21 protein-coding genes and 1 pseudogene are annotated in these 26,822 nt (G+C 40.5%); 21 read left to right on the top strand and 1 reads right to left on the bottom strand.

Annotated elements, in window-relative coordinates; all coding sequences use genetic code 11:
- Positions 1-1,625 (bottom strand): type VI secretion system Vgr family protein (locus H5186_RS20800; protein ID WP_182794900.1); only part of this gene is annotated, 1,625 nt, incomplete at its 3' end.
- A 314-nt stretch (positions 1,626-1,939) separates the two neighbouring features.
- Here H5186_RS20800 and H5186_RS20795 point away from each other — a divergent pair.
- The 21 genes and pseudogenes from H5186_RS20795 to H5186_RS20695 all read left to right on the top strand — a co-directional run.
- Entirely contained in the window at positions 1,940-2,359 is a 420-nt protein-coding gene (locus H5186_RS20795) for a hypothetical protein (protein ID WP_182730837.1), read from the top strand.
- Between the two features lie 34 nt (positions 2,360-2,393).
- On the top strand, positions 2,394-2,861 hold the full coding sequence (gene tssJ, locus H5186_RS20790) for a type VI secretion system lipoprotein TssJ (protein ID WP_145242499.1): 468 nt from the start codon (positions 2,394-2,396) through the stop codon (positions 2,859-2,861).
- Positions 2,861-4,201, top strand: coding sequence for a type VI secretion system baseplate subunit TssK (tssK, locus tag H5186_RS20785; RefSeq protein ID WP_182740570.1), 1,341 nt, complete (start codon positions 2,861-2,863; stop codon positions 4,199-4,201). The genes tssJ and tssK overlap by 1 nt, the downstream gene beginning before the upstream one ends.
- Before the next feature lie 10 nt (positions 4,202-4,211).
- The gene (gene icmH / locus H5186_RS20780) at positions 4,212-4,937 is read left to right on the top strand and encodes a type IVB secretion system protein IcmH/DotU (RefSeq protein WP_257326852.1); all 726 of its coding nucleotides are present in this window, start codon (positions 4,212-4,214) and stop codon (positions 4,935-4,937) included.
- A gap of 9 nt (positions 4,938-4,946) precedes the next feature.
- Complete coding sequence (gene tssM, locus H5186_RS20775) at positions 4,947-8,663, top strand: type VI secretion system membrane subunit TssM (protein ID WP_182794899.1); 3,717 nt, start codon at positions 4,947-4,949, stop codon at positions 8,661-8,663.
- Between the two features lie 8 nt (positions 8,664-8,671).
- Positions 8,672-9,664, top strand: a complete 993-nt coding sequence (gene tagF, locus H5186_RS20770) for a type VI secretion system-associated protein TagF (protein ID WP_145242493.1) — start codon at positions 8,672-8,674, stop codon at positions 9,662-9,664.
- Positions 9,661-11,220, top strand: coding sequence for a TssA family type VI secretion system protein (locus tag H5186_RS20765; protein WP_182794898.1), 1,560 nt, complete (start codon positions 9,661-9,663; stop codon positions 11,218-11,220). The genes tagF and H5186_RS20765 overlap by 4 nt, the downstream gene beginning before the upstream one ends.
- A 64-nt stretch (positions 11,221-11,284) precedes the next feature.
- On the top strand, positions 11,285-11,806 hold the full coding sequence (tssB, locus tag H5186_RS20760) for a type VI secretion system contractile sheath small subunit (protein WP_145242489.1): 522 nt from the start codon (positions 11,285-11,287) through the stop codon (positions 11,804-11,806).
- 10 nt (positions 11,807-11,816) lie between these two features.
- Positions 11,817-13,343, top strand: coding sequence for a type VI secretion system contractile sheath large subunit (tssC, locus tag H5186_RS20755; RefSeq protein ID WP_145242487.1), 1,527 nt, complete (start codon positions 11,817-11,819; stop codon positions 13,341-13,343).
- Positions 13,344-13,807: 464 nt separating this feature from the next.
- Positions 13,808-14,311: a hypothetical protein gene (locus tag H5186_RS20750; RefSeq protein WP_182719400.1), complete on the top strand. Its 504-nt coding sequence runs from the start codon at positions 13,808-13,810 to the stop codon at positions 14,309-14,311.
- Positions 14,312-14,456: 145 nt separating this feature from the next.
- Positions 14,457-14,942 (top strand): Hcp family type VI secretion system effector, encoded by a 486-nt coding sequence (locus H5186_RS20745; protein WP_007584479.1) that lies wholly within the window; start codon positions 14,457-14,459, stop codon positions 14,940-14,942.
- A gap of 54 nt (positions 14,943-14,996) precedes the next feature.
- Positions 14,997-15,404 carry a type VI secretion system baseplate subunit TssE gene (tssE, locus tag H5186_RS20740; protein WP_145242485.1) on the top strand — a complete coding sequence of 136 codons (408 nt, stop codon included), beginning with the start codon at positions 14,997-14,999 and terminating at the stop codon, positions 15,402-15,404.
- A 24-nt stretch (positions 15,405-15,428) separates the two neighbouring features.
- Positions 15,429-17,147 (top strand): type VI secretion system baseplate subunit TssF, encoded by a 1,719-nt coding sequence (tssF, locus tag H5186_RS20735; RefSeq protein WP_145242483.1) that lies wholly within the window; start codon positions 15,429-15,431, stop codon positions 17,145-17,147.
- Positions 17,144-18,127 (top strand): type VI secretion system baseplate subunit TssG, encoded by a 984-nt coding sequence (gene tssG / locus H5186_RS20730; protein ID WP_220491355.1) that lies wholly within the window; start codon positions 17,144-17,146, stop codon positions 18,125-18,127. The genes tssF and tssG overlap by 4 nt, the downstream gene beginning before the upstream one ends.
- 27 nt (positions 18,128-18,154) lie before the next feature.
- Positions 18,155-20,893, top strand: a complete 2,739-nt coding sequence (gene tssH, locus H5186_RS20725) for a type VI secretion system ATPase TssH (protein WP_182794897.1) — start codon at positions 18,155-18,157, stop codon at positions 20,891-20,893.
- A gap of 34 nt (positions 20,894-20,927) precedes the next feature.
- The gene (locus H5186_RS20720) at positions 20,928-22,949 is read left to right on the top strand and encodes a type VI secretion system Vgr family protein (protein WP_182719407.1); all 2,022 of its coding nucleotides are present in this window, start codon (positions 20,928-20,930) and stop codon (positions 22,947-22,949) included.
- A 17-nt stretch (positions 22,950-22,966) separates the two neighbouring features.
- A complete protein-coding gene (locus H5186_RS20715; RefSeq protein ID WP_182719402.1) occupies positions 22,967-23,383 on the top strand; it encodes a hypothetical protein in 417 nt (138 codons plus the stop codon).
- Positions 23,384-23,387: 4 nt separating this feature from the next.
- Entirely contained in the window at positions 23,388-24,557 is a 1,170-nt protein-coding gene (locus H5186_RS20710; RefSeq protein WP_145242475.1) for a hypothetical protein, read from the top strand.
- A complete protein-coding gene (locus H5186_RS20705) occupies positions 24,547-25,581 on the top strand; it encodes a DUF2169 domain-containing protein (RefSeq protein ID WP_182759386.1) in 1,035 nt (344 codons plus the stop codon). Before H5186_RS20710 ends, H5186_RS20705 begins: the two co-directional genes overlap by 11 nt.
- Before the next feature lies 1 nt (position 25,582).
- Positions 25,583-26,488, top strand: a complete 906-nt coding sequence (locus H5186_RS20700; protein ID WP_182768131.1) for a hypothetical protein — start codon at positions 25,583-25,585, stop codon at positions 26,486-26,488.
- Positions 26,488-26,822: pseudogene (locus H5186_RS20695) on the top strand (hypothetical protein); the annotation flags it as partial. The gene H5186_RS20700 and the pseudogene H5186_RS20695, both read left to right, overlap by 1 nt.

The raw sequence follows: 26,822 nt of genomic DNA, 5'->3' as shown, positions 1-26,822 counted from the left end.
TGTTGTTTGAGTTCATTTTTAACATCAATAAATTGATTGTTCTTTATCACAAACTGTACATTGTTTTGCTCGGTTTCTAGGCATAAATCGCGCCCGGCGTGTAAGTTTATCGTCCCAAGTTGGCTGATCCATTCGATAAATTGGCGGCCTGATTGTTTAGCATTTAACTCAAAGTAATGTTCACTGGCGAGAGTTTGTAAAATGACTTTTGGCTCATTGTCGTCATCATCAAATAGTAGTTCGTTGTGGGCTGCGGTTAATAATCGGTTATGCGTTGGATTGGCGGCGGTTACTACGCTTGGTTGATCGCTATTTAGTGCAAAGCCCATAATGTAGGCGTGATTAGGGTCGTTGTTAATACAGCCTATTAGTACCTCTGAACCACCGACGAGTGGAAAGTGCCATCCAGTGGCCTGAGGTTGGTTTTGGCATGCATACAGCGCTAACTTTTGCAAGGCAGGGCTTGACTGCGTTAGTGGTCTGGCATTTTTGTCAAAATCAACGCGGGCTCGATATTGCCCGTTGTCATCAATAAATGCATTGCCGGTCAGTGATTCTACTTTGGCAGGAAAGACCATTGGTTTTGCTTGATGAGGAATAGGGAGTGGCTTAAAAGGGGTTCCTCGCTCAATAAATTGCGCTTTACAGCTGTATTTTGAGAGCCCTTGATGACTACTTTCATCACTTGGTTGTTCGCTGTCGTGCTCGACTGAGATACAGAGCAAGTCACCACTGCTACCAATGCCGGTGTTATCACTTAATGAAATCGAACATCCCGCAAATAAATCACATACGTTACCGGTTAAGCTAATAACTTTATTTAAACTTGCTAGTGCATTACTAAAATTTTGTGCTTGATTAGTTGCGGCGGATTGCGATAACGCGCAGGGTTCAAAGAATGATTGGCTATTGCTGGCAACGGTATTAAATTGCCCATAGGCTGCACTGTTTGCAGTATTGTTATAAATAGACTCAGTAAGTTGAGCATGCATAAAGCCAACAAATTGCTCTCTGTGTTGGTTATTCATTCCAGCGCTACTGGTAACTTCTAAAACGCCGCGCTCAAGGTAGGGACTATTTAAATTACTGTCGCTTATCACCAGTATTTCAGCCGAGTCCTTGCTTTCAAACCAATAAAATAAACCATAGGAAGCCAGTAAACGATGAAAAAACTGCCAATTACTTTCCATTGCTTGTACACACTGAGACATATCAGCAAACGGTTGGGTAACTCTGAAATCTACTTGACCTTGAGAGTATCCGGCTTGTGATGCTAGGTAGTGTAAAACATCTTTTAAATTAACGCCGATAAATACTTTGCTATCTGAGGTGTTTTTTAGCGTACTCAATCGATCTTTTATGACGATATGATAGCGACGCTTGTTGTTGAATAACCCAAGATCGGTGCTTTGTGTTATGAGGCCAGCTTGGTGGCGATAGTAATTGTCTTTATTTACAAATGTAATTAAGGCCGACTGTAATAGTAAATCGTTTAAAGGCTCATCAGTGAGGGTGTCGAAAATCAGGTCAAACTCAAAGCTTTTATTTAAGCGTTCAATCCCTTTTACCTGAGTTACGTTCATTGTTTTGTCATTAATATCTAACAATAATCGTGATTGAGACATTTCCTTGTCCTTTGGCTACCTTGGTCGATAATGCGTGTAAAAATACACATTACTCTAACGATAATCAATAAAATATTTGTAATTAACGATATTTAGAGTATATGTAAATAGGTTCATAATATGTTCATTTTTAAAATTATATGGTGTTGTTGTTTTTGTTTGGAACAACTTTATTTGATAAATAGTTGTGTTTTTGCACTGGATTCAGTTGACATTTTAACAACTATGTTTGTATCATGCGCTAATTCTAAGGACTGAAGAATTACCGCGTTAGTGCACCTTTAAGCTGACTAAGTTAAATCAAGGATGATGAAATGAGAAAAAAAGATTTTATAAATCAGGTTGATAGCCTTTACTCCTTGGCTTGGTCTCTAACCTGCAACATCTCCTCTTTACTAGATCAAACAGGTATTCCTGCGCATCGTGTTTTTTCTGAATCCGTTATAGATCAGTTTTTCTTCTTTTTGAATAATCCTCCAAAGAACGATGGAAACATTATTTTAATTAATGAAAATATATCTAGTTATATTCAAGAGTTAATAGTTTTAAATTCTAAATTAATATCTTCAATCGATCATGTTGTCATCAAGTCTCTAGCTGTTGAAAATCAAGAAAATAAAAGTTCAGGCTTTTTTTCTAGAATTTTAAATGGCAATCGCTGGTCCGATTGTGCGTCAGTGCGTTTTAATAGGGTTATTTGCCCTGTTTATGAAGAGATCCTTTGTAAAAACTGAATAATCAATTTTAAAATATCTAATGAGGTATTAAATGCGTTTTGCAATAAATAAAGTAATCTTAGCTGTGCTGTTAATGTCACTCACTGCGTGCATGAGCACTAATGTAGAGTTAGACATTACAGCAACAGATAATTTAAATTTAAATCAGTTTGATGAAGCACTTCCAGTGGTTCTCAGAGTGTATCAATTGTCTGATATTCAGAGCTTTAAAACAGCAACGTTTGAAGAACTTTGGAAGTCAGATAAATCAGTATTAGCAAATTCATTGATCACGTTAGAAGAACGCACTATTAATCCTGCTGAAAAAACAACGATCGCTTTTGAACAAGCTGAAAATGCTCGTTTTGTGGCAATTGTTGCGTTATTTAGAGATCGCCAAGGAGATAAATGGAAAACGTATTATCAACTAGGTGATGGTCCGGTTAAATTATCGACTGCATTAGATGTGCTGATCACAAATAATGAAGTGCAGTTGCCTGACGTGGATGAGGCACAGTAATGAGTACTAAAGCCCCCGTAAAACCCGTCTGGGCTGAAGGTGTATTATTAGCACAACACCATTTTCAGTTATTTGATGAGTATCATGAGCAAAATCAAATTGTAAGACAGCGACTTATTTCTCCATTGGTGTTTGGTATCCAGCATCTTGCAATTGATGAGTCAGCGTTATCGCGTGGGCTATTAAAAATTACTAGCTTCAAATTGTTACTTGAAAATGGTCGATTACTTGATTTTGATCGCCAACAACATGACGAATTAAAGCTGGAATTAGATCCTAACCTAGATGAAGTGATTATTTACATCGCGATTGCTGCCAATAAAATCGTTAGTAATATTGAGGGTTATGCAACAACCGGTCAGCTCAGTGCCTATCATGCAGACTATATTGAATTAAATGATGATCATGATGCTGCACGTAATCGTGAAGTGCTGATAGCGCACCCTAAATTTATATTATTAACAGATAGTGATGTAAAAACTTATTTTGATACTTTAGCGTGTTTGAAAATAGTCCGCGCAGAAGACGGCTCTTTTGTTGTTAATAAACACTTTGTACCACCACTGTTAAATATCAGTGCTTCGGTATATTTAACTGAGCTATTAAATCGCACCGCAAATTTAGTGAATGCGAAAGTCAATGTGTTGCTTAGTCGCAGGAAAAACTTTGGTTCAGTGACTGACTTTGGTCCAAACGAGATGAATAGCTTTTTATTACTTAATGCGATGGCACCTTCAGCAAAGCGGTTGGATCATTTAAAAAGTTTGTCATTAGTTCATCCAGAGCGTTTGTACTGTGAATTGGTTGATTTGATCAGCTCTGTATCGATGTTTGAACACAGTGATTTAGTAAACCAAGTCCCTCCTTATCAGCATAAACAACTCAGCCATGTATTTGGTAAGTTAGATGAGTTGCTAACTAAGCTACTTGAAGGTGTTGTGCCTAAGAAAATGGCTGGCCTTAAACTTGAAAAAGTTTCCAATGCTATTCATCAGGTTGCGACTATTGACTCAGCAATTTTTGAGCATAACGACTTTTATCTAGCGGTTTATTTTGAAGCTGAGGATACCAAGTGGATTGAAACATTTAGCGACCAAGTTAAAGTTGGCGCAACTGAAAAACTCGATATTATGATTTCATCAGCCCTTGCAGGTGTTCAGCTAACTCACTGCCAACGGCCGCCAAATAAATTAGCAATAAAGAGTGGATATGAATATTTCCGTCTTGAATCACATGGTTACATTTGGCAGCAAATAATCGAAGAGCAGTCGTTAAGTTTATTTATTCCATTTGGTTTGCAAGCTGCGCAAATCGAAATAGTTACTGTCGCACGCAATTAAGTTAGGTGAAATGATGCAACAACAATCACAACAACAAGATTTAATCGCCTGTATATCACCGGTTATAAATGCGTTATCGCCATTAAAGCTCAAGCAATCAACCGATCTTGAGCTGAACGATTTTCGTGATCAGTTATTAAATAGTTTTGATGAGTTTGAGCGTAATTGTTATGCCCAACAAGTGACGACTAGTGTGATGCAAGAAGTAAAATTTGCTCTTACTGCAATGTGTGATGAGTTTGTAATGAGCTCCGGAGCGCATTTTCGTATGGACTGGATGTCACGACCGCTGCAGTTAGAGTTTTTTGGCAATAACCGTGCAGGTGAAGAGTTTTTTGAGCGTTTAGCGACTTTGCGTACTGGCGGTGAAAATAAATTTGCGGCGTTAGAAGTGTACTATATTTGTTTGCAATTGGGTTTTGAAGGTATCTATAAAGTTAAAGGAATAGAACAGCTTAAAGCTTTGATAGTTGACATTCGTGCACAAATTGAAGATGTCAAAGGCACGCCTAATGCACTGCTTTCTGATAATGGCGTACCTGCTGAAGGGTTTGCTATGAAAGTCGGTCGTAATGTCCCTTATTGGGTTATTCTGTCGATTTGTTTAGGCTCAATCGCTTCCCTATTTGCAGGCTTTCATTTTGTGATCAACAAGCAGGCTACACAGAGTACGCAAACCATAAGTAATCAGGTGGAAGTACTCACTCAATTGAATAAAACCAACGAGACACGATAAGGCAATACCATGCAAGGAAGAGTAAATAAAAGTGGCCTAGTGCATTTTTTACTGGGCTTAGTGTCATCTCGCGCCACAGGACAGTTGATCGGTCTAATTGCAGTGCTGAGCATTGTTTGGTTTGCTGGGCGCATGGTGGGCTTAGACACGACTGATAAAAAGCTGATTGCTATGGGAGCAGTTACGGCGGTATTCATTTTATTTATTTTTACTCGTTGGTTATGGACTAAGCGTTCTGGCGATAAGTTAGCTTCTGAACTTGCAAATCACAATGCGGGCTCAAGTGCTGAGCTTGATGAAATAAAAGAAAAAATGCAAGAAGCGTTAGGCTCATTAAAAGCATCGCACTTAGGCGCTGGCTATCGTGGTAATACGGCTCTTTATGCACTACCTTGGTATATGATCATTGGTCCATCAGCGACCGGTAAAAGTACTTTATTTGCTAACTCTGGATTACATTTTCCGTATTCAAACTCTAGCGAACTGCATATTCAAGGTTTTGGTGGCACACGTAACTGTGATTGGTGGTTTTCAGATCAAGCGATCTTAATTGACACCGCAGGACGTTACACAACTGAGCAATCAGAAAACAAAGAGTGGTTATCATTTTTAAATTTACTGAAAAAGTACCGCCCAAAATTACCTATCAATGGCGTAATGGTCGCAATTAGTGTGGCTGATGTTTTAACCTCTGACAGTGAAGAAATTCGCCAGCATGTAAAGTTAGTCCGTGAACGTATTGAAGAGTTGATCACGCAACTAGGTGTTATTTTCCCTGTTTATATCACTTTCACAAAAACCGATTTAATTAGTGGCTTTGAACCTTTTTTTAATGACTTATCTGAAAAAGAGCGCGAGCAAGTGTGGGGCGCATATTTACTTGATATTAGTGAAGACCAAAAAACCGATCCGGCTGAAATGTTCGAGCTCAGAATGGATGAATTATACGAACGTTTGTGCCAGCAACGTTTAAGTAAAGTGGCCCGTGAACGAAATGAGCATCGTAAACAGTTGATCCTTGATTTTCCTAATCAGTTTAAATCGGCCTCAACAAAACTAACCGAATTTGTAAACTTGCTATTTAAAGCTAATCCGTACCAAGAAGTTCCTTGGTTTGCAGGCGTGTATTTTACCTCAGGTACACAAGAGGGCACACCAATTGAGCGAATCACCAACGGTGTACGCGATCAATTTGGCGCGGTTGTGGTTGAACAAAAACAAGAAACAATCACCCAAAGCTATTTTATTAATCGCGTTTTTAATGATGTTGTTTTTAAACTACAAGATTTAACTCGGGGTAATCGTAAAAAGCGCCTAGTTGGGCGTTGGTTAAAAGGTTTAACTGTAACCACGGGGCTTGCCTCAATAGCGGCGATTACAGCGTTATTGATTACCTCATACACCAGTAATCAGTTATTGCTTAACCAAGGCGAAGCACGCGTGAAAGCGGTGGTTGAAGTTAATGTAAATAAGGCGAAGGCGGATCAAAAGCTAGCTGCAACACTTGCATTATTTGAGCATTATCAGGAGCTTGTAAGTTATGAAAAAAGCTTACCTTGGTATTTTATTTTTGGTATTTACGAAGGTGACGAAACAACTCAAAGTGTCGCGAATGTATTATTTAACCAGTTAAACCAATTGATCACACTTCCTGCTGAAAAACAGGTGTTAGCACAATTAAAACAGTATGAAAGTCGTTGGAACTCTGATGATCCGGAGTCACGCGTAGGTATTCGACAACCTTATTACGAAGCACTTAAATTACATTTAATGCTAAGCACACACCCCGAACATAAAAATGATGAATTTGCTAAACAGCAGCTACTTAGTTTTATTAGTAATCACTTTAATATTGATTTAACAGCGCAACAAGATACACCCATTTATAGTCAATTAACTGCGTTGTTAGATGTGTACTTAGCTAATTTAGGTACTGATCTAGAGCATCCTGGGAAGATTAATTTTTGGCAAGCAAATGAAACCGCAATTTATACTGCGCGCGAAAGTTTAAATACTCAACCTGAAGCTGAGCCTCTGTATAAGCAAGTGATAACAAGCTTTGCTGAGCGCAAAAAAGCATTACAGCTTAATCAGTTTATGTCGGCTAATAACCGTGATGTATTAAAAAGTAGCTATGCAATTCCTTATGTATATACCAATGCTGGTTGGCAAGAATATGTATATCCTGAAATTAAACGTATTTCACGTTTAGTGTTCTCAGGCGATTGGGTTATGGGCACCAGTAATGACGAAGGGCAAAATGCTGTAGATGAAGCACAAGCTGAGTCGTTAGCCAAAGCAATGCGTGCTTATTACTTTAAGGATTACGGTAATACTTGGTTCGAATTCTTAAATAGTATTCAAGTCCCAGCGTTTAGAGACTTAAACGATGCAAGTATTGATTTTGCTCGCCTTTCATCAAACGATGGCCCATTGATAGATTTAATGATGCTGGTGAACAATAACATAATGGTTGCTGACGAACCTTCAGCCGTTACCGCGAATAATGACAAAATTGCGACCTTAGTTGCCGGTGCTGCCGACGTTGCGCAGAAAAAAGCAGCAAAAGGAAAGCTAGCTAAACAAGCTATGAACAGCCCTGATTTTTCACAAATGAGTACGGTTAGAGCGCCAGAGCTGGAATCTCGCTTTGCTGATTTACGCCGTTTTACACAAAACGATGATAATAAGCGCAGTTCTGATTACATGGGCCAGTACATTAGTTCATTAAGCAGCATCCACTCAGACATAAAAGCGATGGCGGCGAGTAATGAAGATGATGGCCAAGCTATGATTTTTGTCCAAGATTTACTCTCAGGTAATAATCAAACCAATGCTTTGCAGTCTTCATGGATCATCATTGAAAGCCAAACACGTGCTTTAGACCCACAAACAAAAGAAACGTTGGATACTCTTTTCAAAGCGCCTTTACAAGCGGGTATAGCCACAATTATGGCCAAAGCACGAAGCCAGTTAAATGAAGAGTGGGAAAACCAAGTTTATACAATGTACAGCAACAGCATCGCAGGAAAGTACCCATTTAACCTAAATGGACCTGATGCCGCGATTGCTGATGTGTCGGAGTTTTTAAACACTGAGTCGGGCATATTATGGAACTTTACTAACACTCAACTGAAACCTTTTATGAAAGTACGTCGTGGCGTATGGGAAGAAAAACAGTGGAATGGTGTTGGTATTGGCTTTAGTAAAGAATTACTCGATGGTTTAACAAAAGCAAATAAAGTAACACGTTCACTATTTACTAGTGGCGCAGATTCTGCGGGCTTTAATTTTCAGATGATGCCAGTACCACAAAGAGGCATTCGTGAAACTTATTTAGGCTTTTCAGAGCAAGGTTATCGCTATCGTAATGAGCCGGAGGAGTGGCGTAACTTTTCTTGGCCTGGTCGTGGTGCTGCAGAAAAAGCGATTCTTTATGGTTTAGATAATAAAGGCAATCGAATTTCGATTGAGCAAGATGGTCCGTGGGCGCTACTTAAAGTGCTTAATAATGCTAATGTAAAATGGATAAAAGGCACTGAGTTCTTAGCTACATGGGAACTAACCGATAAGTCAGAACAGCAATTAACAGTACAGTTTTCCTTAAAATCAGGGCGTAATAGCGGTATTTTCTCAAAATATATGCTGACTTCGTTTGCTTTACCGAACTCGTTGTTTTCGAAATCGCCGCAATATGCGCAGTCGAATAATAATTCGGTACAGTAGGGGCGGATATGTTTAATTTATTTTCTAAAAAGAAATCGCCGTTACTAGTAAAACAGTTTTCTTACGGTTATATGGGGAAAACACCAGTACGACCTGATTTTGTGAAGTTAAATATTTCATCGCGTGAATCAGTGGCATTTGATCATTGGTTACAAGAAGGATTTGCTCACCTTAATCGTGGTCGAAAGGCGAATAATGTTGCTGTACTTAATGGTGTTAAATCGTTGTTTTTTGTATCTGGGAACAGTGAAGACAGTAGTTTGCTTGGTATTTTACAACCAAGTAAAGATAGTAGTGGCCGTTTTTACCCTTTTAGCTCTTTTATACATAGCGGATTAGAAACTTATAAACGCCATCCAGCATTTTTGTTTTTATATGCTAGTCATGTGATTGAGCACTTAATTGGTGTGAATGATCGCATTAAAGAAGCGCCATCAATTGATGCGATGGCGGAACAAGCTCATGCTTATAACAAGGTTGCTGATGCGTTGAAGCAACAACCAAATTTAAATCAAGAGCTAGATAAACTGCGCATGATACCGATGAGTGTGCTGTGGCAGCATCTCCAGATGAATGATGTGCATAAGCGTGCTGTATTAATTGAAGAACTATCTGCAGTATTGAAGTCGATTGCAAATAGAGGCTGTCTACGCAGTCAATTTGGTATTCGTTTACCAATGCCACAGTTTAGTCATGAGAGCGCCTTGGTCGCTGGGTTTTGGCTGCATTTAATAGCATCTGTGGTTGCTGATCACAACTGGCAACCGTGGTTCTTTTATCAACTAGGATGTGAAGATCATGCGCCTAGTTTAACGGTGTTTTGTCGTCCTGTATCGGCATCCTATTTTAGCTCGATTTGGTTAAATGAAGACAAATCAACACAAATTATTGATTTGACGAATTTACCATTGAGCAAAGTGCCAAGTGACTACAGTATTAATTTTGCCGATATGGATAACGTAAGTGTATACGATGCACTAAGACGATGGTGTAAAGCATGAGTTTAAAGCAACCACATACTCACAATAGCTGGCAACTATGGCTGGATGAACTTGCTGCACCATTGCAAGGTTTGCCGTGTGGCGAAGATTTAAAATACGAAGAAACATTTAAAAGTCTCAAAGCATCTTCATCGGGTGTTGGTGAGGTTGATTTTAAAGTGATGTTTATTCAAGCAACTGACTTATTACAGAATAAGAGTAAAGATTTACGTATTGTTAGTTACTTATGCTTAGCTGCAACCAGTGAATTTGGGGTGCAGGGGTTAATTAGTTCAATCAAATTGTTTAATAAGATATTGGCTGATTTTAGCAACGACGTACACCCACTTAAAGAGCGCATGCGCAGTGCTGTAAATACCTGGTTTTTACAGCAACAAGAACGTCTAAAAGGGATTTCGCAAAGTCATTCGGCAACCGCAGAACAATGGGCCGAACTAGATGCGGTATTAACCGATTACAACCAACACTCAGTACCATTATTAGATAGTGAATCAGGTCCTTTATCTACTTTAAACGAGTGGACTGACGAGCAAATGAAACGCAACCCAGTTGTAAAGGCAGTCGAGCCGTCAGTTGTTAGTAAAGACGATACTGAACAAGCACCAAGCGACGGTACACCGGCAACAAATTCAACATCATCAGTGCACAGCTCTGTAAGTCAAGTTGCAAGTATTACGGTTGGTGATCTCAGCAGTGACACGGCTTATTTATCAGCTATTCGTGAATTACTGAATTTTGATAAAGAACAAAATAACATCGAGCGGGTGATTAAATTATCACGTGCTGCACGTTGGTCTGGGCTGAAAATACCGGCTAATGAAAATGGTAAAACACGCTTACCAGCACCAAGAGCTGCGGCTTTTGCACCGATTGAAAATGCACTTGCCAGTGAACAACCAGAGCAGGCACTCATGCTTGCTGAAGGCTTATTTATGGAAGGTGCGATGCAATTTAATCTCAACTTACAAATGTTGGTATTAAGTGCGTTAAAACAATTAAATAAAGGCAAGCTAAGTTACTGGCTTGAGCAGCAATTGATTAATTTAACTAGTCAGTTTCCGCTTTTAACTCATTTACAGTACGACGATGGCACAGGGTTATGCAGCCCAGCCAATAAAGAAACGTTACTTGAAATTAGCAATGCACAAACACCAGCAAGCAATAATTCGCAAGGCAATATTTTTGATGAACATTATAGCTTATTGGCTGATGAAGTAGTGCAAGGACAACTCAGTGCTGCGCTTAGCAAGGTTGAGCAATTAAGTACCCCTACCGGGTTTGACCAATCACAAAGCCAATTATTAAAAGCCAAGTTGTTACTTAAAGCGGAGCATTATGAACACGCTTTGGCAATTTTAACCGAATTACTTGAGCAAATTGAAACTTTTCAATTAGCGAAGTGGCAACAACATTTTTGCATGGAAGTATGGCGTTTTGCCAAACAATGTTACGCCAATCTGTCGTTGGCAGAAAGTGATGAAATGAGTTTAGCTGCTAAGCAAATTAGTCAGCGAATGATGGTAACCAATCCGGCTCAAGCAATAGCTTGGATTTAGTTACAAGAGCCTGACTAATGGGTCGAGGTTAATTGGAATTGATACAAACTGCAAAGGAAGAAACATGACAGATACATTTCAAAAAGAGATCCCAAGAGCTCGGATCAATATCTCTTTAGAGCTTGATACGGATGGCGCATCGCAAAAAAGCGAATTGCCACTAAAAATGCTGGTAATTGGTGATTACTCTAATGGTTTAAATACCCAAGACCTTGCTGAGCGTGAACGCGTAACAATCAATAAAAATAATATTGAGCAAGTGTTAAAAGATATGGCACCAAAGGCAAACTTTCAAGTTGCTAATAAGATCAAAGGCGATGGCGAGATCAACGTGAATTTACAGTTTGATTCGTTTAAATCGTTTGATCCAGAATCAGTTGCTTCACAGGTACCTGAGTTAAATAAAATGATGGCAATGCGTAACTTACTGCGTGACTTGAAATCGAATCTTTTGGATAACTCATCATTACGTAAAGAACTAGAGCGGGTATTACAAAACCAGCCAGAACTTGATGAGTTAAAAGCTAAGCTGGATGAAATTGCCCCGCTTGCTTCTGAAGACGAAAAACACCCAGTTACTGAATAAGGACGTTACCATGTCAATGCAAGAACAATTAAACGTTGCAGCTCATTCAATTGAGCAAGCTCCGGTATCAACCTACGAAAGCCTTTGTAACTTGGTCGATATTGCCCCAGTTGCAGATGAGATCAAATTAGACACTTTTCGTGATGCCAGCAACCTTGCTGAAACCCGTGCGAATGAGCGTTTAACAGCGGCAATCAATGTATTTTTAGATATGGCTGGCAGCAGCGGCCAAGAAGTTACGCGTATCGATAAGTTGTTGTTAGATGACTATATTGCGAAAGTTGATACGATTATCTCACAGCAGTTAGACCAGATTTTACATAATCCAAACTTCCAAAAAATGGAATCAGCTTGGCGTTCATTACGTTATTTAATTAATCGCACGCCAAACAATGCCAACATCAAAATCGAAATGCTCGACGTTGATAAAGAAACCCTGCGTGATGACTTTGAAGAAGCGCCTGATACCACGCAATCAGCATTGTACAAGCATGTTTATACCTCAGATTACGACACCCCAGGTGGCGAACCGGTATCGACTATGGTATCGAACTTTGAGTTTGATTGTTCAGCGCCAGATGTTTCATTACTACAAGAAATTTCACGCGTATCAGCTGCGGCGCACTGCCCATTTATGGGCAGCGTAGGACCTAAGTTTTTCTTGAAAGACTCACTTGATGAAGTATCTAAAATTCAAGATATTGGTTCGTACATGGAGCGTGCTGAATTTTTACGTTGGAAAAACTTCCGTGAATCAGAAGATTCACGCTATATCGGCCTAGCGTTCCCACGTTTCTTATTGCGCTTACCGTATGGTGAAACTAATCCACTGCGTAACTTTAACTACCAAGAAGATGTAAACAGTGAACACCATGAGCGCTATTTATGGGGTAACGCAACGTTTGCTTTTGCCGCCAATATTATTCGCAGTTTCCATGATAATGGTTGGGCAGTTAACATTCGTGGCCCACAGTCGGGCGGTAAAGTTGAGAATTTACCACTTCATTCATTCGAAGCAGGTAAAGGCTCAGAAACTAAGATCCCAACAGAAGTATTGATCTCAGAGACTAAAGAGCTTGAATTTGCTAACCAAGGGTTTATTCCACTTAGTTATTATAAAAATTCAGACTTTGCGTGTTTCTTCTCAGCTAATAGTGCGCAAAAGCCACAAGTGCTTGAAACGCCAGAAGCAACCTCAAACGCACGTATTAACTCGCGTTTACCGTATATCTTCTTAGTATCGCGCATTGCGCATTACTTAAAAGTGTTACAACGTGAAAACATAGGTTCTAGCAAACCACGCCACGAATTAGAGCAGCAGCTTAATGATTGGTTAGGTGCGTTAGTTACGAAAATGAACAACCCAGATGAGTCGTTAATTGCAACGCACCCATTAAAAGATGCCAAAGTGACTGTTGCTGAAATTCCGGGTAACCCTGGTTATTACCGCGTTAGTACTTACATAGTGCCGCATTTCCAAGTGGAAGGTATTGATGTGCGTTTGGCATTAGTAGGGCAGATGCCTGGCGAAAAATGAACTGCCAAGCCGCCGATGAAACGCATTTAACGCAGGCTTTTAAAGTGTAAATACGTCAATTTGGTGAGTAGCTGGTTGGTGTAAAAATGTAGATGGAAAAAATTGCCCCAAGTTGGTTGCATCCAACTTGGGGCATTAAAAGGAGTTTACAAATGAAGTGTCCAAATATTAGTGGATTGGAGTTTTCTAAAAAAATCTAGAGTATTTAGATAAAGCTAGAGAGCTCACTAAACATACTGATCAACTTACAAAAGCGCTGAGCTTCGGTAGTCTAGCTGCAATTTTTGTAGGTAATGGGGCCTTGGTTGCACAATTTAATATATCTAATACAGATTTTGCCCTGATGGCTGAATCGTTATCCTCGGTGTCAAAAATTAAAAGATATGAATTACAAAAAATTTCATATAGTGCGTATAGAAATAGTAGTTCATATAAAGAGCGATAATTTTGGAAGGCGATGATAAATGGTTGTAAAAATGATTAAAATGGTCTGTTTACTCAGTTTGCTTTTGGCTTGTATAGCCAACGCAATAGCCAGTGATAATAAAGTGTTTTTTGCAAAGCAAAAGCTACAGGTAGCAACAATCGCATTTGAAAAGCAGATGGATAAATGTTTTTCAAATGCGAAGAAAATAAGCAGCACTGAATTACAAATCGATGGTATTAGCTTAGAAATGACAAAGACTGCTATTGATTATATGCATTATTCTGCGCTGAGTGCTTGTATGAAAATTCAGTACGAAAGCTATTTAAAAGCAGCTTATTTTTACAAAGCAGTTACGCCGAGCAAGGTGAAGAACGATATTGATAGTTTTGTTTCAAGTACTTGGGTATCTGAATTAGACGCAGAGTATAAGTTTAAGCAATTACCTAAAAGTGTACAGCAACATTTCGAAAAGTTAGCTGTTTTGCAAACTCCATTTGACGCGATGTCGCTAATACTAGAGTTAGATAATCCGTCTTTGTAAAAAATTGCCCCAAGTTGGTTGCATCCAACTTGGGACATGTTCCCCAGTGGCATGAAGCAGAGGGCTTTTTGGGGGGCATAAACATGGTTGTTTATGCCAATGCCAACTAACAGGAAACACTTCATTCTAAAAGGAGAATAATGAAATGGCAATTCCAGCGTATATGTGGTTAAAGGATGACCAAGGTAATGACATCAAAGGTTCTGTAACTGTTGCAGAGCGTGAAGGTTCAATTGAGATCCTACACTTTGATCATGAACTTCGCATTCCTACAGATAACGACACGGGTGAACTTACAGGTACACGTAAGCATGAACCGTTTGTAATTACTAAAGCGGTAGATGCAGCTACACCGTATCTGTATAAAGCGTGCTCGAACGGTCAAACACTTAAGCAACTTGAGCTTAAATGGTACCGTATCGATGACACAGGGACTGAGCGTGAGTATTTCTGCCACAAGTTGGAAGATGTAAAAATTACGTCAATCTCACCAACAATGCACAACGTAAAAGACTTAGACAAGGAGCGTTATCCGCACCTTGAAACAGTATGTTTACGTTATAAGCGCATTACTTGGACATACCTTGATGGCAACATCGAGTTCTCTGACTCTTGGACTGAAGGTCGATAAGTCGGAATTTTTAAAGGATATGCGCAAGCATATCCTTTTATCAGAGGTAAGTTCATGGCGTTATTCGATTTTTTAACTCAACCTGTCATTCGTAATGGACATCAAGGTTTTCAGACTGATGAGCAAAATAGTGTCTGTAACCATCTTAATGAGCTGCTTAATGCTCGCCGTGGGGTGTTAAAGCATTTGGCTGATTATGGTTTGCCCGATGTTGAAGATATTTACGAAGGTTTGCCTTATTCGCAACATACTTTGGCGTTTGAGGTTAAAAAATTGATTGAGAAATATGAGCCAAGAGTGCGTTATGCCAATGTTATTCCAATGGAAATACGTGAAGAAAATTGCGTGATCCGACTGGATATTCAAGCATTTCTAACCAGTGGCCAATGTATTAAGTTAAACACGCGGTTTGAATCAGGCGGTAAGGCTGATGTAATGCAGCACGCTAAAAATGGTGATTAATATTTCAATGAAAAGGATATTTTAATGCAGCAATATTTTGATGCTCAAATGCGTTTATTAACGCAGGCCGGTAAACAGTTTGCACAACATTATCCTGAGCATGCGGGCATGTTAAATATTGATGCCTTAAAAGATCGCGACCCGCATATCGAGCGTTTACTCGAAGGTATGGCGTATTTAACTGCGCACACACAAAAACGCTTGGATGAATCAGTACCAGAAGTGTCAGAGCAAGTGCTGCGTCAATTATGTCCTATTCTGCTTAGTTATTACCCTTCGAGTACGGTAGTGAAATTTAGCCCTAAGCTGGCAATGCAGAAGACCCATATGATTGAAAAGGGTCTCACATTAAAAGCAGATACCGCTGTTGTTGATCATAAAAATATTACTTTTACCACCACGCATAATCTAACAGTAGCACCATTCGATGTTGAGCATGTGCGCTATCAAGAATCACATTTAGGTGCAGAGCTGCGCATTGGTTTACGTTTTGTATGCCAAGGTGAGCGTAAAAATTATGACTTATCAAACTTGCAGTTTTATTTACGCGGCGATACCCCGTTATGTAGCTCTTTATTTAAGCTGCTGCAAACGGCAGAGAAACATGCTGAACTTGATTTTGGCCCTGCGCATTTTGAGCATAATAAAAAGCTTAAAGTAAAAGGTTGCAGTGCCAGTTATTTAAATATTGATGGGGCTCTTTTACCGAGTGCTGAGCAAAGCCATCCAGGCTATGCATTATTATTAGATTACTTTAATGCCAAAGATCGTTTTTACTTTTTAACTTTTACAGGTTTGCAAGACGTTGAGTTTGCAGATCATATAGACCGCTTTGAAATAGTTTTTCGTGGCTCAAGTAAATTACCACCCGGACACCAATTATCCCGTGAAAACCTACTGATAAACTGCGTGCCTGCAATTAATTTATTTTCCCAAGCGGCAGAGCCAATCAGAATCGAACCCAATCGTACCGACTATATGATCACCGCAGATCAAAATCGTACCGATCATATTTTCAGTTACACCGTCGATTCGGTAATGGGGCGCAACTCGCTCAGTGGTAAAACCTATGATTATACACCTCGTTATCAAAGTGTATTTGAAGATGAGAAAAAGCTATTTACCGTATTAACTAAAGATGTGGGTGCAGCTGCGCCAACTCATTACTTACAGTTGCCTTTCAATCTAAATGATGAAAAAGAAACACTATCTGTTGATTTAACTGCTTTTAATGCAGGCTGGCCTCGGCAACTACTGCAAGAAGGTGATTTAAATATTGGCGGGCGCGATATGCCAAGTATTGCCGAGGTTGAGAATGTTATTAGGCCTACTAATTATTTACCGTGCCCAGATCAACCAAAACATTGGCAGCTGATCAGCTTACTTAATGTTAAGTTTTCCCAAATAACTCAAGTAACCGAGCTTAAACGTTTATTAGTGCTATTTGATTGGTCGCAAAAAGCTGAGAATCGCTTGCGTATTGAGAGCATTCAAAAAATAACGGCTACTCCGATCAGCCAAATAAAGCGTGGAATTTTTATTAAAGGCGTAGATGTATTAATTGATATCGATGAGAGTAAGTTTGTGTGCGATGCCGATCTTTATCATTTTTGTAATATGTTGCACCAATTCTTTTTAATGTACGCACCAATTAATGAAAGTGTGCAGACTCGCGTTAATGCTATTCCTAGCTATAAAACCTGGTGTTGGGATATTGAGCCGGGCAAGAGTTATCAATTATGAGTGTGCATGAACCAGCCATAAAGCATCCCGTTTGGGCTAAATTGCCCAAACCGATTGAGCAATTAATTGCTAAGCCTTGGCAGTTTAATTTATTTAAAGCGATGAGCTTAATTGAAAAGCATTGGGCAACGCCTCACGAACTTGACAAAGGCATTAGTGAGCGGGTGATGTTTAAGCCCTATAAAGAGCTTGGCTTTCCAGCAACCGATGTACGTGCGTGTAGCTTAGATAACCAAGGACGCGGGCGACTCAGTTTATCAACGTCATTCTTGGGTTTGTATGGTGTTGATGCGCCGATGCCACATTACCTGTTAGAGCAAGCAGCAAGTGATGACGAAAGTGGTGACAGGGTTCGGCAATTTTTAGATATGTTTAATCATATTTTATATTGCCAACTTTTTCAGGCGTGGAAAAAGTCACAAATCAATGTTGCAGGACGTGGTGCAGATCAATTTGATCATTTAATAGAAGCCATTTTATCTACAAAAACAGATCAAAAAGTACAATGCGGCATTGCTAGCTTAAAACAAACCAGTGCAGCAGGCTTAACTCAACTACTTAAACATACACTTGCAGTGAAAGAGCTGCACGTTGACGATACCCGCGCTAATTGGCAAACAATTGATGCCCCAAGTACATTTGGTGATGATGCCCAGATGGTACTCGGTGGTTCTGCGGTATTAGGTAGCAAAGTATTAGTAAGTGGCAGTATTTTAACAATTGCCATCGGCCCTGTAGACAGTGAAACTGCCATTAGTTTGAACCCTTTGCATGAGCAAGGTAAAAAAATGGCGGCGTTATTAAGCACTCACTTACCAAATAATGTGCAGTGGTTATGCCAAATCAAAGTGGCTAACGAAGCTGTAGAGCAACAGGCAATCGGTGTGTCACCGTTAATACTTGGACACAACAGTTATTTAGGTAGTGCTGCGGCAAACACAACCGTACACAGCTATACCCATCTTCAATATCAACATTAGTAAGAAACCAGATTTAAGGACAAAACAATGGATGCAAAAGGCATTAAACAACTTATCGACAAGCTAAATGGCCATACCGCGACCGCGCTTGAGTCTGCTGCAGGGTTTGCTAGCAGTCGTAGTCATTTTGAAGTGCTGCCTGAACACTTACTAATTAAGTTGATGGAAGAGGGCAGTAGTGGCGATTTAGAACAAATATTTCACTTTTTTAATATTAATCAAGATGCGGTATGGCATGAGTTGCTTGACTTTTTAAATCGCCAACCTGCGGGTAACCAAAGTAAGCCGGTGTTTTCTCGTCGTTTATATGAATGGTTAGAACGCGCATGGTTGAGCGCTAATGTGCAGCATAAAAGTGATTGGATCAACGGTGCTGCATTGCTTGATGCACTCACGGAGCTATTACCTTATAGCCCTGTGCTTCAATTACCAGCGTTGCTAGATAAAATTGACTCACGCTTTTTAGCCGAAAACCTCGATAAAATTTGTCAAAACTCAAGCGAGCGTTTAAACCCACAGGCAAAAACAGCTCAGCAAACGCAAAATAATGGCCAAAGTGAAGGTGGCGGCGCGCTTGATGAATATTGTGAAGATTTAACCGAAAAAGCTAAGCAAGGAAAAATTGATCCTGTACTCGGGCGAAACGACGAGATACGCATGATGGTGGATGTGTTATGTCGTCGTCGTAAAAACAACCCGATTTTAGTGGGTGATCCGGGGGTCGGTAAAACCGCCGTAGTAGAAGGTTTTGCACAGCGTATTATTGATGGTCAAGTACCTGATGAATTAAAAGGTGTGCGTTTATTAGTCTTAGACATGGGCTTATTACAAGCTGGCGCAGGTGTTAAAGGCGAGTTTGAGCGCCGTTTAAAAACAGTAATTGACGAAGTTAAAAACTCAACCACGCCGATCATTATGTTTATTGATGAAGCACACACCTTAATTGGTGCGGGTGGCGATGCCGGTATGAGCGATGCGGCTAATTTATTAAAACCCGCTCTTGCCAGAGGTGAATTACGCACAGTGGCAGCAACCACCTGGAGTGAGTATAAAAAGTACTTTGAGCGTGATGCCGCATTAGAGCGTCGTTTTCAACTGATCAAAGTCGATGAGCCAACGGAGCAAGCTGCGCAACTTATGCTAGCGGGTTTAAAAGATAAATATCAGCAACATCATAATATCCAAATTACCGATGATGCCATTGAAGCGGCTGTTGTATTGTCAGCTCGTTATATCACAGGTCGTCAGTTACCAGATAAAGCAATTGACGTACTTGATACAGCAGCAGCTCGCGTCAGAATGTCGTTTGCAACTGATCCTGCGGCAATTGAATCTGAGCGAGAGCATATAAATTATTTACAAACTCGGATTGCCAGTATTGCCAGTGAAAGCGAGCAAGGTTTAGCTGTCGATATGGATAAGTTATTGTACTTACAGCAAGAGTTAAATACTGCACAAGATAAACTTGCTGCATTAACCAGTGCTCGTGAGTCACAAATTGCCACTTTAAGCCAGATCAACGAATTTAAACAAGCAACCAATGCAAGCGAACAAGACAGTGCTGCACTACTTAGCTTGCGCCAAACTTTAAAAGAGCAAAACAGTCAAGATAATGGCTTATTTAGCGAAGTAGATGCTGATGCAGTGGCACAAATAATTTCTCAGTGGACCGGTGTACCTGTTGGTGCCATGGTTAAAGATCAGATCAGTAACCTCATTAATTTAGAATCGGCAATTGGTCAAGAAGTGATCGGGCAGCAAGCGGGTATGGCAAAAATTGCGCAAGCATTACGTGTCAGCAAAGCGGGGATCAGTAATGAACAAGGACCGTTAGGGGTCTTTTTACTTGCCGGACCCTCCGGTGTTGGTAAAACTGAAACAGCCCGCTGTTTAGCTAAGCAATTGTTTGGTGGCGAGAAGTTCTTAACCACTATCAATATGAGTGAATATCAAGAGTCGCATACAGTATCGCAGCTTAAAGGTTCACCTCCTGGTTATGTAGGTTACGGTGAAGGCGGTGTATTAACTGAAGCGGTAAGACAGCGCCCATACTCAGTAATTTTGCTTGATGAAGTAGAAAAAGCGCATAAAGATGTGCTTAACATGTTTTATCAAGTATTTGAACGCGGCAATATGCGTGATGGTGAAGGCCGTGAAATTGACTTCAAAAACACCGTGATCATCATGACGTCTAACTTAGGTTCAGCAGAGCTAATTGATGCATGCACACCACCAACAGTGATCGATTTGAGTCCAGAGCAAGACGATGATGTAGAACAACCGACTGAGCAGCAGCAAGCCATTAATGACGCACTCAATCCAACGGATGCACCGATTAATGAAGATGGTAGCCCATGGCAAGTGCCGTCAATTGGTGCGTTAAGTGAATTAATTAAGCCACAGTTACTACAATTCTTCGCACCAGCTTTACTTGCACGCATGCAAGTAGTGCCTTATTTAGCGCTTGATCAAGATGCACTGCAAGCAATTGTTAGTTTAAAACTAGAAGCGATTGCTAAGCGTCTTGCTACAAATCATAAAATGCAACTGCGTGTTGATGCAAGTGTATTGAGTAAGTTAACTCAGCAATGCCAGCTTTCAGACAGCGGTGCTCGGATGGTAAATGCAGTCATTGAAAGACAAATTTTACCGGGAATTGCTAAATCTATTTTGGAATATATGGCGCAAGAAGATATGCCAGATATTTTAACGTTAACGGTTGATGAGCAAGACGAAATCACCGCAATATTTGCCGATAACGCCTAATTTAATAGATAAAAAAGGATTGAAAATGGGACTCATGGACATCTTTAGTGAACATAAAGCGAATACCAGTCATTTTAGCGTAAGTATACAAGGCTTACCTGATGGCATGGTGCAGGTAACTGACTTCACATCAATTAATGATAGCTTATGTGAAGACTATGAATTTAATATTCAAGTATTGAGTCAGGAACATTTAACTGCGCAAACGTTGCTAGGTAAAGATGCCAGTTTGAGTTTGGTGTGGTCTATGACAGATCGGACTATCTCAGGTTTACTAAGTCGTTTTGTAGCCCATGGTAAAAGTCACCAAGGTTATCATTACACGTTAGTGTTGAGTTCTTATTTAACTTTACTTAAGCATCAACATTCCAATCGTGTTTTTACAGCGATGGATCCCGCTGCCATTATTAAAAGTGTGTTTAATAAAGCGGGCTTCCCAATGCAAAAATTTAGCATGCAAGCCAGCGGCCCTAGCCTCGATATGACAGTGCAATATAACGAAACTGATTATGAATTTGTTACGCGTTTAATGCGTAAACATGGCTTTGTTTATAGTTTTGTTGAGCAAACTGACGCGGATTGCACTTTTAAAGTATGCAATAGCAGCAAAGATATTGCCGCTCTGTTTGATGAAGTAAACTTAAGTTATGTGCCACCATCTGGGCAAGTACGTACTAGCGAAACAATCTTCGCAATTAGTCGCCAAGCCCAACTTCAGCCGCAAAGTATTGCGTTAAACGATTATAACTACCGCGCACCAGGTAATTTACAGGTATCGGCGCAAAATAGCGCTTCGCAACCAGGATTTGGTGAAGACAGTCATTATGGTAATAACTATGCAACTTCTGGCGAGGGCAATACGCTTGCTAAAACGCGTCAGCAAGCGTTTGATTGTCAACGAGAGCAATTGATTATCGACAGTGATTGCAGGGCGCTTAGACCAGGAATGATTTTAACTATTTATGATCATCCAGATCATAATGGCCAATATTTGGTTGTGCGTGTTGATCATAAGGGTAGCCAGCAAGCAGGTGTGGAATATGGCGCTAACGTAAAAGGCTTAACTTATAAAAATCAGGCGTACTTGGTCCCATCGGATCAACAGTTTAAAGCACAGTTACTTCCAGAAAGACGTGTATTTGCAACTTTTAACGCACTAGTAGAGCAAGAAATTGATGATGATGGTAATTACGTAGTAAAACTGCCATTTAATCAAGATGGTGAAGGCCAACAAAGCCGCCCAACACGCTTAATGCAACCTTATGGTGGCAGTGGTCATGGCATGCACTTTCCGCTTACACAAGGTACTGAGGTATTAGTTTGTGGCGAAAATGGCGATTTAGACAGACCCATTATTTTAGGTGCGTTATACAACCAAAATGCACCTAACCCAGTTACCAGCCAAAATCCGACCGAGAATAAGCTCGTTACTAAAGCTGGCCACAGTTTAATAATGGATGATAAAAAAGGCGAAGAAAAAATTAGCCTTGCTAATAAAAATAATAAAAACCAACTATTACTCGATGCCACCAATGGCGCACATCAAGCAACGCTTAAGTCTGTAGATGGCGATGTAAAAATATCAGCGAAAGAAAATCTGCAATTTGTTGCTGAAAACGACGCCACCTTTACGGTTGCCAATGACTTTACTACGCGGGTAGAGAATAACTTGCAAATGCAAACCCGCGAAGGGGATATCACAGTAACATCGGCGGCAGATTTAACCCTCAAAGCCACCTCAAACACACGTATTGAAGCAACCGATGGCAGCTTAGAGCTTAAAGCGGATCAAGAGCTTAAATTACAAGGTGAACAAGATGTTAGCGCATATTCGGTTGACGGCAATTTAGAACTGCAAGCCCCCAATGGCGATATAGAAATTAGTAGTGGCGCAAATATTACCATTAAAGCGGATGGTCAAGGATCACTGCAATTGAGTCAAGGCGGTGCGAGTATTGAAATTGATGCCGGTGGTAACTTAACCATTGATGCGACAAGTATTACTTTATCGGCCAGTAATATCGCCGTGAAAGGCAGTGCAATTAGTAATAACTAGTTGAAAAGGAGTTTATTATGAGCGCTCAGATCCAAAGTATATTCAATCACGATCAACATTTAGCGTGTGTGAGTCGTGTCGACAGTTTTGGCCGTGTAAAAGCGGTATTAATTAATAATGTTGAACATCAAGTTATTGCGCAAGGCGCACATGTCAGCATCGCAGAAGTAGGGGCTAATGTATTACTTGTACATAGCGCACAAGGCTTTATTGTAACGGCGCTCTTAGCGCAAGCGGATCAAGCACCTGCCGCGCAAATTAATAATTCGCAAGGGCATATCGTTATTGAAGCCCAGCAAAGTGTTAGCCTACAAACGGCCAAGGGTAGTGTTGAGGTATATGCAGACGGCACTATCGTGCTTGAAGGGCAAGATATTACAGCAAACAGCGAGCAAGACCTTACCTTGGCTGGCTGGCCAATTAGGCTTAATTAGCACTATGTTCGCACCTGTATATAAAGTAAAACTTCATAATCAGCGCCTCACCACCTTGTTAAAGCACCGGCAAAAGCTGTTGCAGCAAGGGGCGTTTTCGTTGGCACGTTTTAGCGTGATCGACACGCAAATGCTCAATCATTTATATACCTTAAGTGAGTTGGCAGGCGAAGCGCCAACAGATTATTTTTCAGCGCAAAACTTAACCCAAGTAAGCGAATTAACATGGCAGGCTTTGTGTGAACTTGCACAGCAAAATAGCGAACATAGTGAAGTATATCGTTTAATAGCGGCTGATTTATTCATTACTGCTATTGATGACTTTACTGCCTACTTTCATAGCTTAAGAGGCAGTGAGCAATTAGCGCAGTGTGAATTACTTCAACATAATTTAAAGCATTGGCAGCTTAACGATTTAAAAGCGCTACGCACCAGTGTACTTGAGGGTAAAGAAAAACCCCAAAATGTGGTTAAAACCTTATTATTTTCACAACCTCTTACAACCAGTGAATTACTCGCAGCGGTATTACACAAAGATTTTGAGATTGCCTTTGCTGCGTTAGTAAATAGTTATTGTGCAGGGCATGACGATGTAAGCGATAAGCTATTTAAAGTGTTTGCAAAAACCGCAGATGAACAGCAAAAAGCACAATTACTCGCTTTAGCGGGTTTACTTAATGACACGCGTTGGTACGAACCCTGTGCATTATTTTGCAAAGCAAATCCAGAGCACTGCTCGTTTGTATTAAGTCATTTTGTTTATAAACAAGCGCTGCCATTGGTAATGGATTTAATGACCATCGCAGTAACACAACCAAGTGCTTATGCAGCGTGGCTCACATTAACAGATAGGCCGCTTGCCAAAGCTGAAAAAATGTCAGTCGTCAGTGATAACAATGCAGTAAAACCGCAAAGCGGCATTAACCTTGATGATGCCGAGCACGTAAGGCAAGCGTTTGCAATGCAAGCAGGTGAGCAACTTTTAATGGGCATTAGTTTTACCAAAGCCAATAGCGCACAAAAACTCGCTAAATTAGCAGGCTCTTTAGTACAACGTGTTATTGCCCCTCATTTTGATTTAACAAGTGCATGTGGTTTATTTCATGTCCAGCAAAGTGCATCGCAGTGGCAATTACTGTTAAGTGAAAAAGTGGAGAACGTTCATGCTTCATAATCTTTCTCCTTGGCAAGCCAGCACGTTTAGCGGCTGGTTAGAAGACAGTACTGAAGGTCAAGTAGTGGTGGTTAAACAAAGCTTTGAGTTTGATGAACAAGGCAACGTGACCGCGATTGAACCAGGCCCTGAGATTGTTATTGCTGATGATTACCAAGGCGATCCTAATAGCTCACCGATTTGTGAAGTAAACGAGCAGGTGGCTTTTAAGTATGGCTTTGAAGTATATGGTAATTGCACTGCTTATCCGCCAAAAGGAAAAGACGCGCGCGTTATTGAGGTTGAGCTGGGCCTTGATTCGCCTTCGCAACCTTTGTTTAAAAAGCGTTTACGTGTAACCGGAGCGCGTTATTGGCGACGCTCGTTGCTTGGACCAGTCGCTACAGATCCAGATATTATTACCCCAGTGGCACTCAATTATATGCAGGCTTTTGGTGGCAAAGAGCTAAATAACGAGAGCAACACGTTCTTAGAAAACCCAATCGGCCGTGGTTTTAAACTTAAAAATAAGCACGCGGTTGGCCAGCAGTTACCCAGTGTTGAATACGCTAACTCATTACTTAGAAAACCTAGCCACAGCACACCGGTCGCAAGCTTTTCGGCCATACCAAGCCATTGGTCGCCACGAGTTGAACGCTTACCAGAAATAGACGAAACAGCACTTATGGCGGGAGACTACCCGTTTAAAACAACACAGCCAAAAGATTTATACAACACAGCGCCCATTGATCAGCAAGTTGCAGCCGAGTTTGGCAAAGGCTGGGCGTGTCAGTTAACAGGGCTTTATCCATTACAACAATACGGACAACAACAACGTATAGAACTGCCGTACCAAAAACCTATTGTGGAAGTGGTAAATACACTAGCCCGAGAGCGGCTAACCATGCGCTGCGACACCTTAGTAATTGATTCCGACGCCCAGTGTTTTTCTCTGCTTTGGCGCGGTCATATTAGTCTTGAAAAAGTAGGCGCAAATAGTCAAATACTCGTTGCCTCAGAACAAAATAGCGGTAAAGAAAATTAATATGAAACAACTTACTTTTGACAGTCTTTATCATATTAATGCTGCCGGCTGTACATCAAGCAGCTTGTATACTGCAGTGGCTAATAAAATGCTTTTTTCTAAACCAAGTAAAGCATTAATTCGATGTGATATTAGTTTAGATGCGCCGTATATTTTTGTTGAAATAGACGAACTTGCGCAACTCGATAGAGTCACGCGCTGTTTATTAATGCTCTCGCACCTACTTGAGCAAGTTGATATAGCCACGTTAAGGCAAACAAACCGCATTAGCCAAATTGTATTTTTACTGCCCGTTGATGAAATTGAACAGCCACTGATAAGCGATGAAACACTCGCTGAGCTACTCCAAGAGTGTATTGCAGAACAAATACCCGCCTATTCACAGATGCCAACATGTGACTTAACCACCATAAACAACGACACCTTAGTAATCGCTGTGGATTCATGTAATAGCTATCAATATGTGAGTGAACAAGCTAAACGCTGCACCGTGCAAGTATTAAACGGCCCACCGGGCGTTATATATGGCGAAGGTGGATATGCACTGTTAATACACCGGCAAGGCAAGCTTACCGCGCAATTATATGACGGCCAAATGACGGCTCAATTAGCGCAGGCCAATTGCACCAGCCAAGACCGTTATTTATTTGCGGGCGAACAATCACTTACTTGGCAAAAAAAATGGTTTGCTTACACACAAAAATTGTACAAAAAAGGCCAGCCGCTCATTGAGTGTGCAGAGTTAGCAACGACGATAGGCCATCAAGGTAATGCAAACTCATTAGCGGCACTTACACTAGCACAAAGCTATTTATGCAACCCGCTTACGCGCTCACTTGAGCAGGTATTTGCTATTTTTAATGCACCTAATGAGCAGCTAGTCAAAATTTCAAGGAGTGAAAAATAATGCCTTATATTAACGCCGCAGCAGGCAAACAAACAGGCAGCGTACAATATGATATTGATGCGCTGAGCGCTGATGTGCGCACCGGTGGCTCAGTAACATGGCGACATAACAACTCAACATTGCTAGGGCTTAACAATAGCGCCCGCAGTAATGGTGCGCTAGGTAAAGCTAACGGTATCGCTATTTTTGAAGATAAAGCCAGTGGTGACGCCGCCTTTTTAGCTGAGATTGCCAGGCCAAAATACCGCGAGAAAACCCTCGGTGAAATGGTAAATATTTTTATACCTGATTATATTATTCCACCGCCACAATGGGATAGCCAAAAAAACGAACC

This window comes from Pseudoalteromonas sp. SG41-2 (assembly GCF_014164535.1).
Lineage (GTDB): Bacteria > Pseudomonadota > Gammaproteobacteria > Enterobacterales > Alteromonadaceae > Pseudoalteromonas > Pseudoalteromonas rhizosphaerae.
Note: the sequence above shows the minus strand (reverse complement) of the source record. Positions and strands in the feature narration are given on the sequence as shown.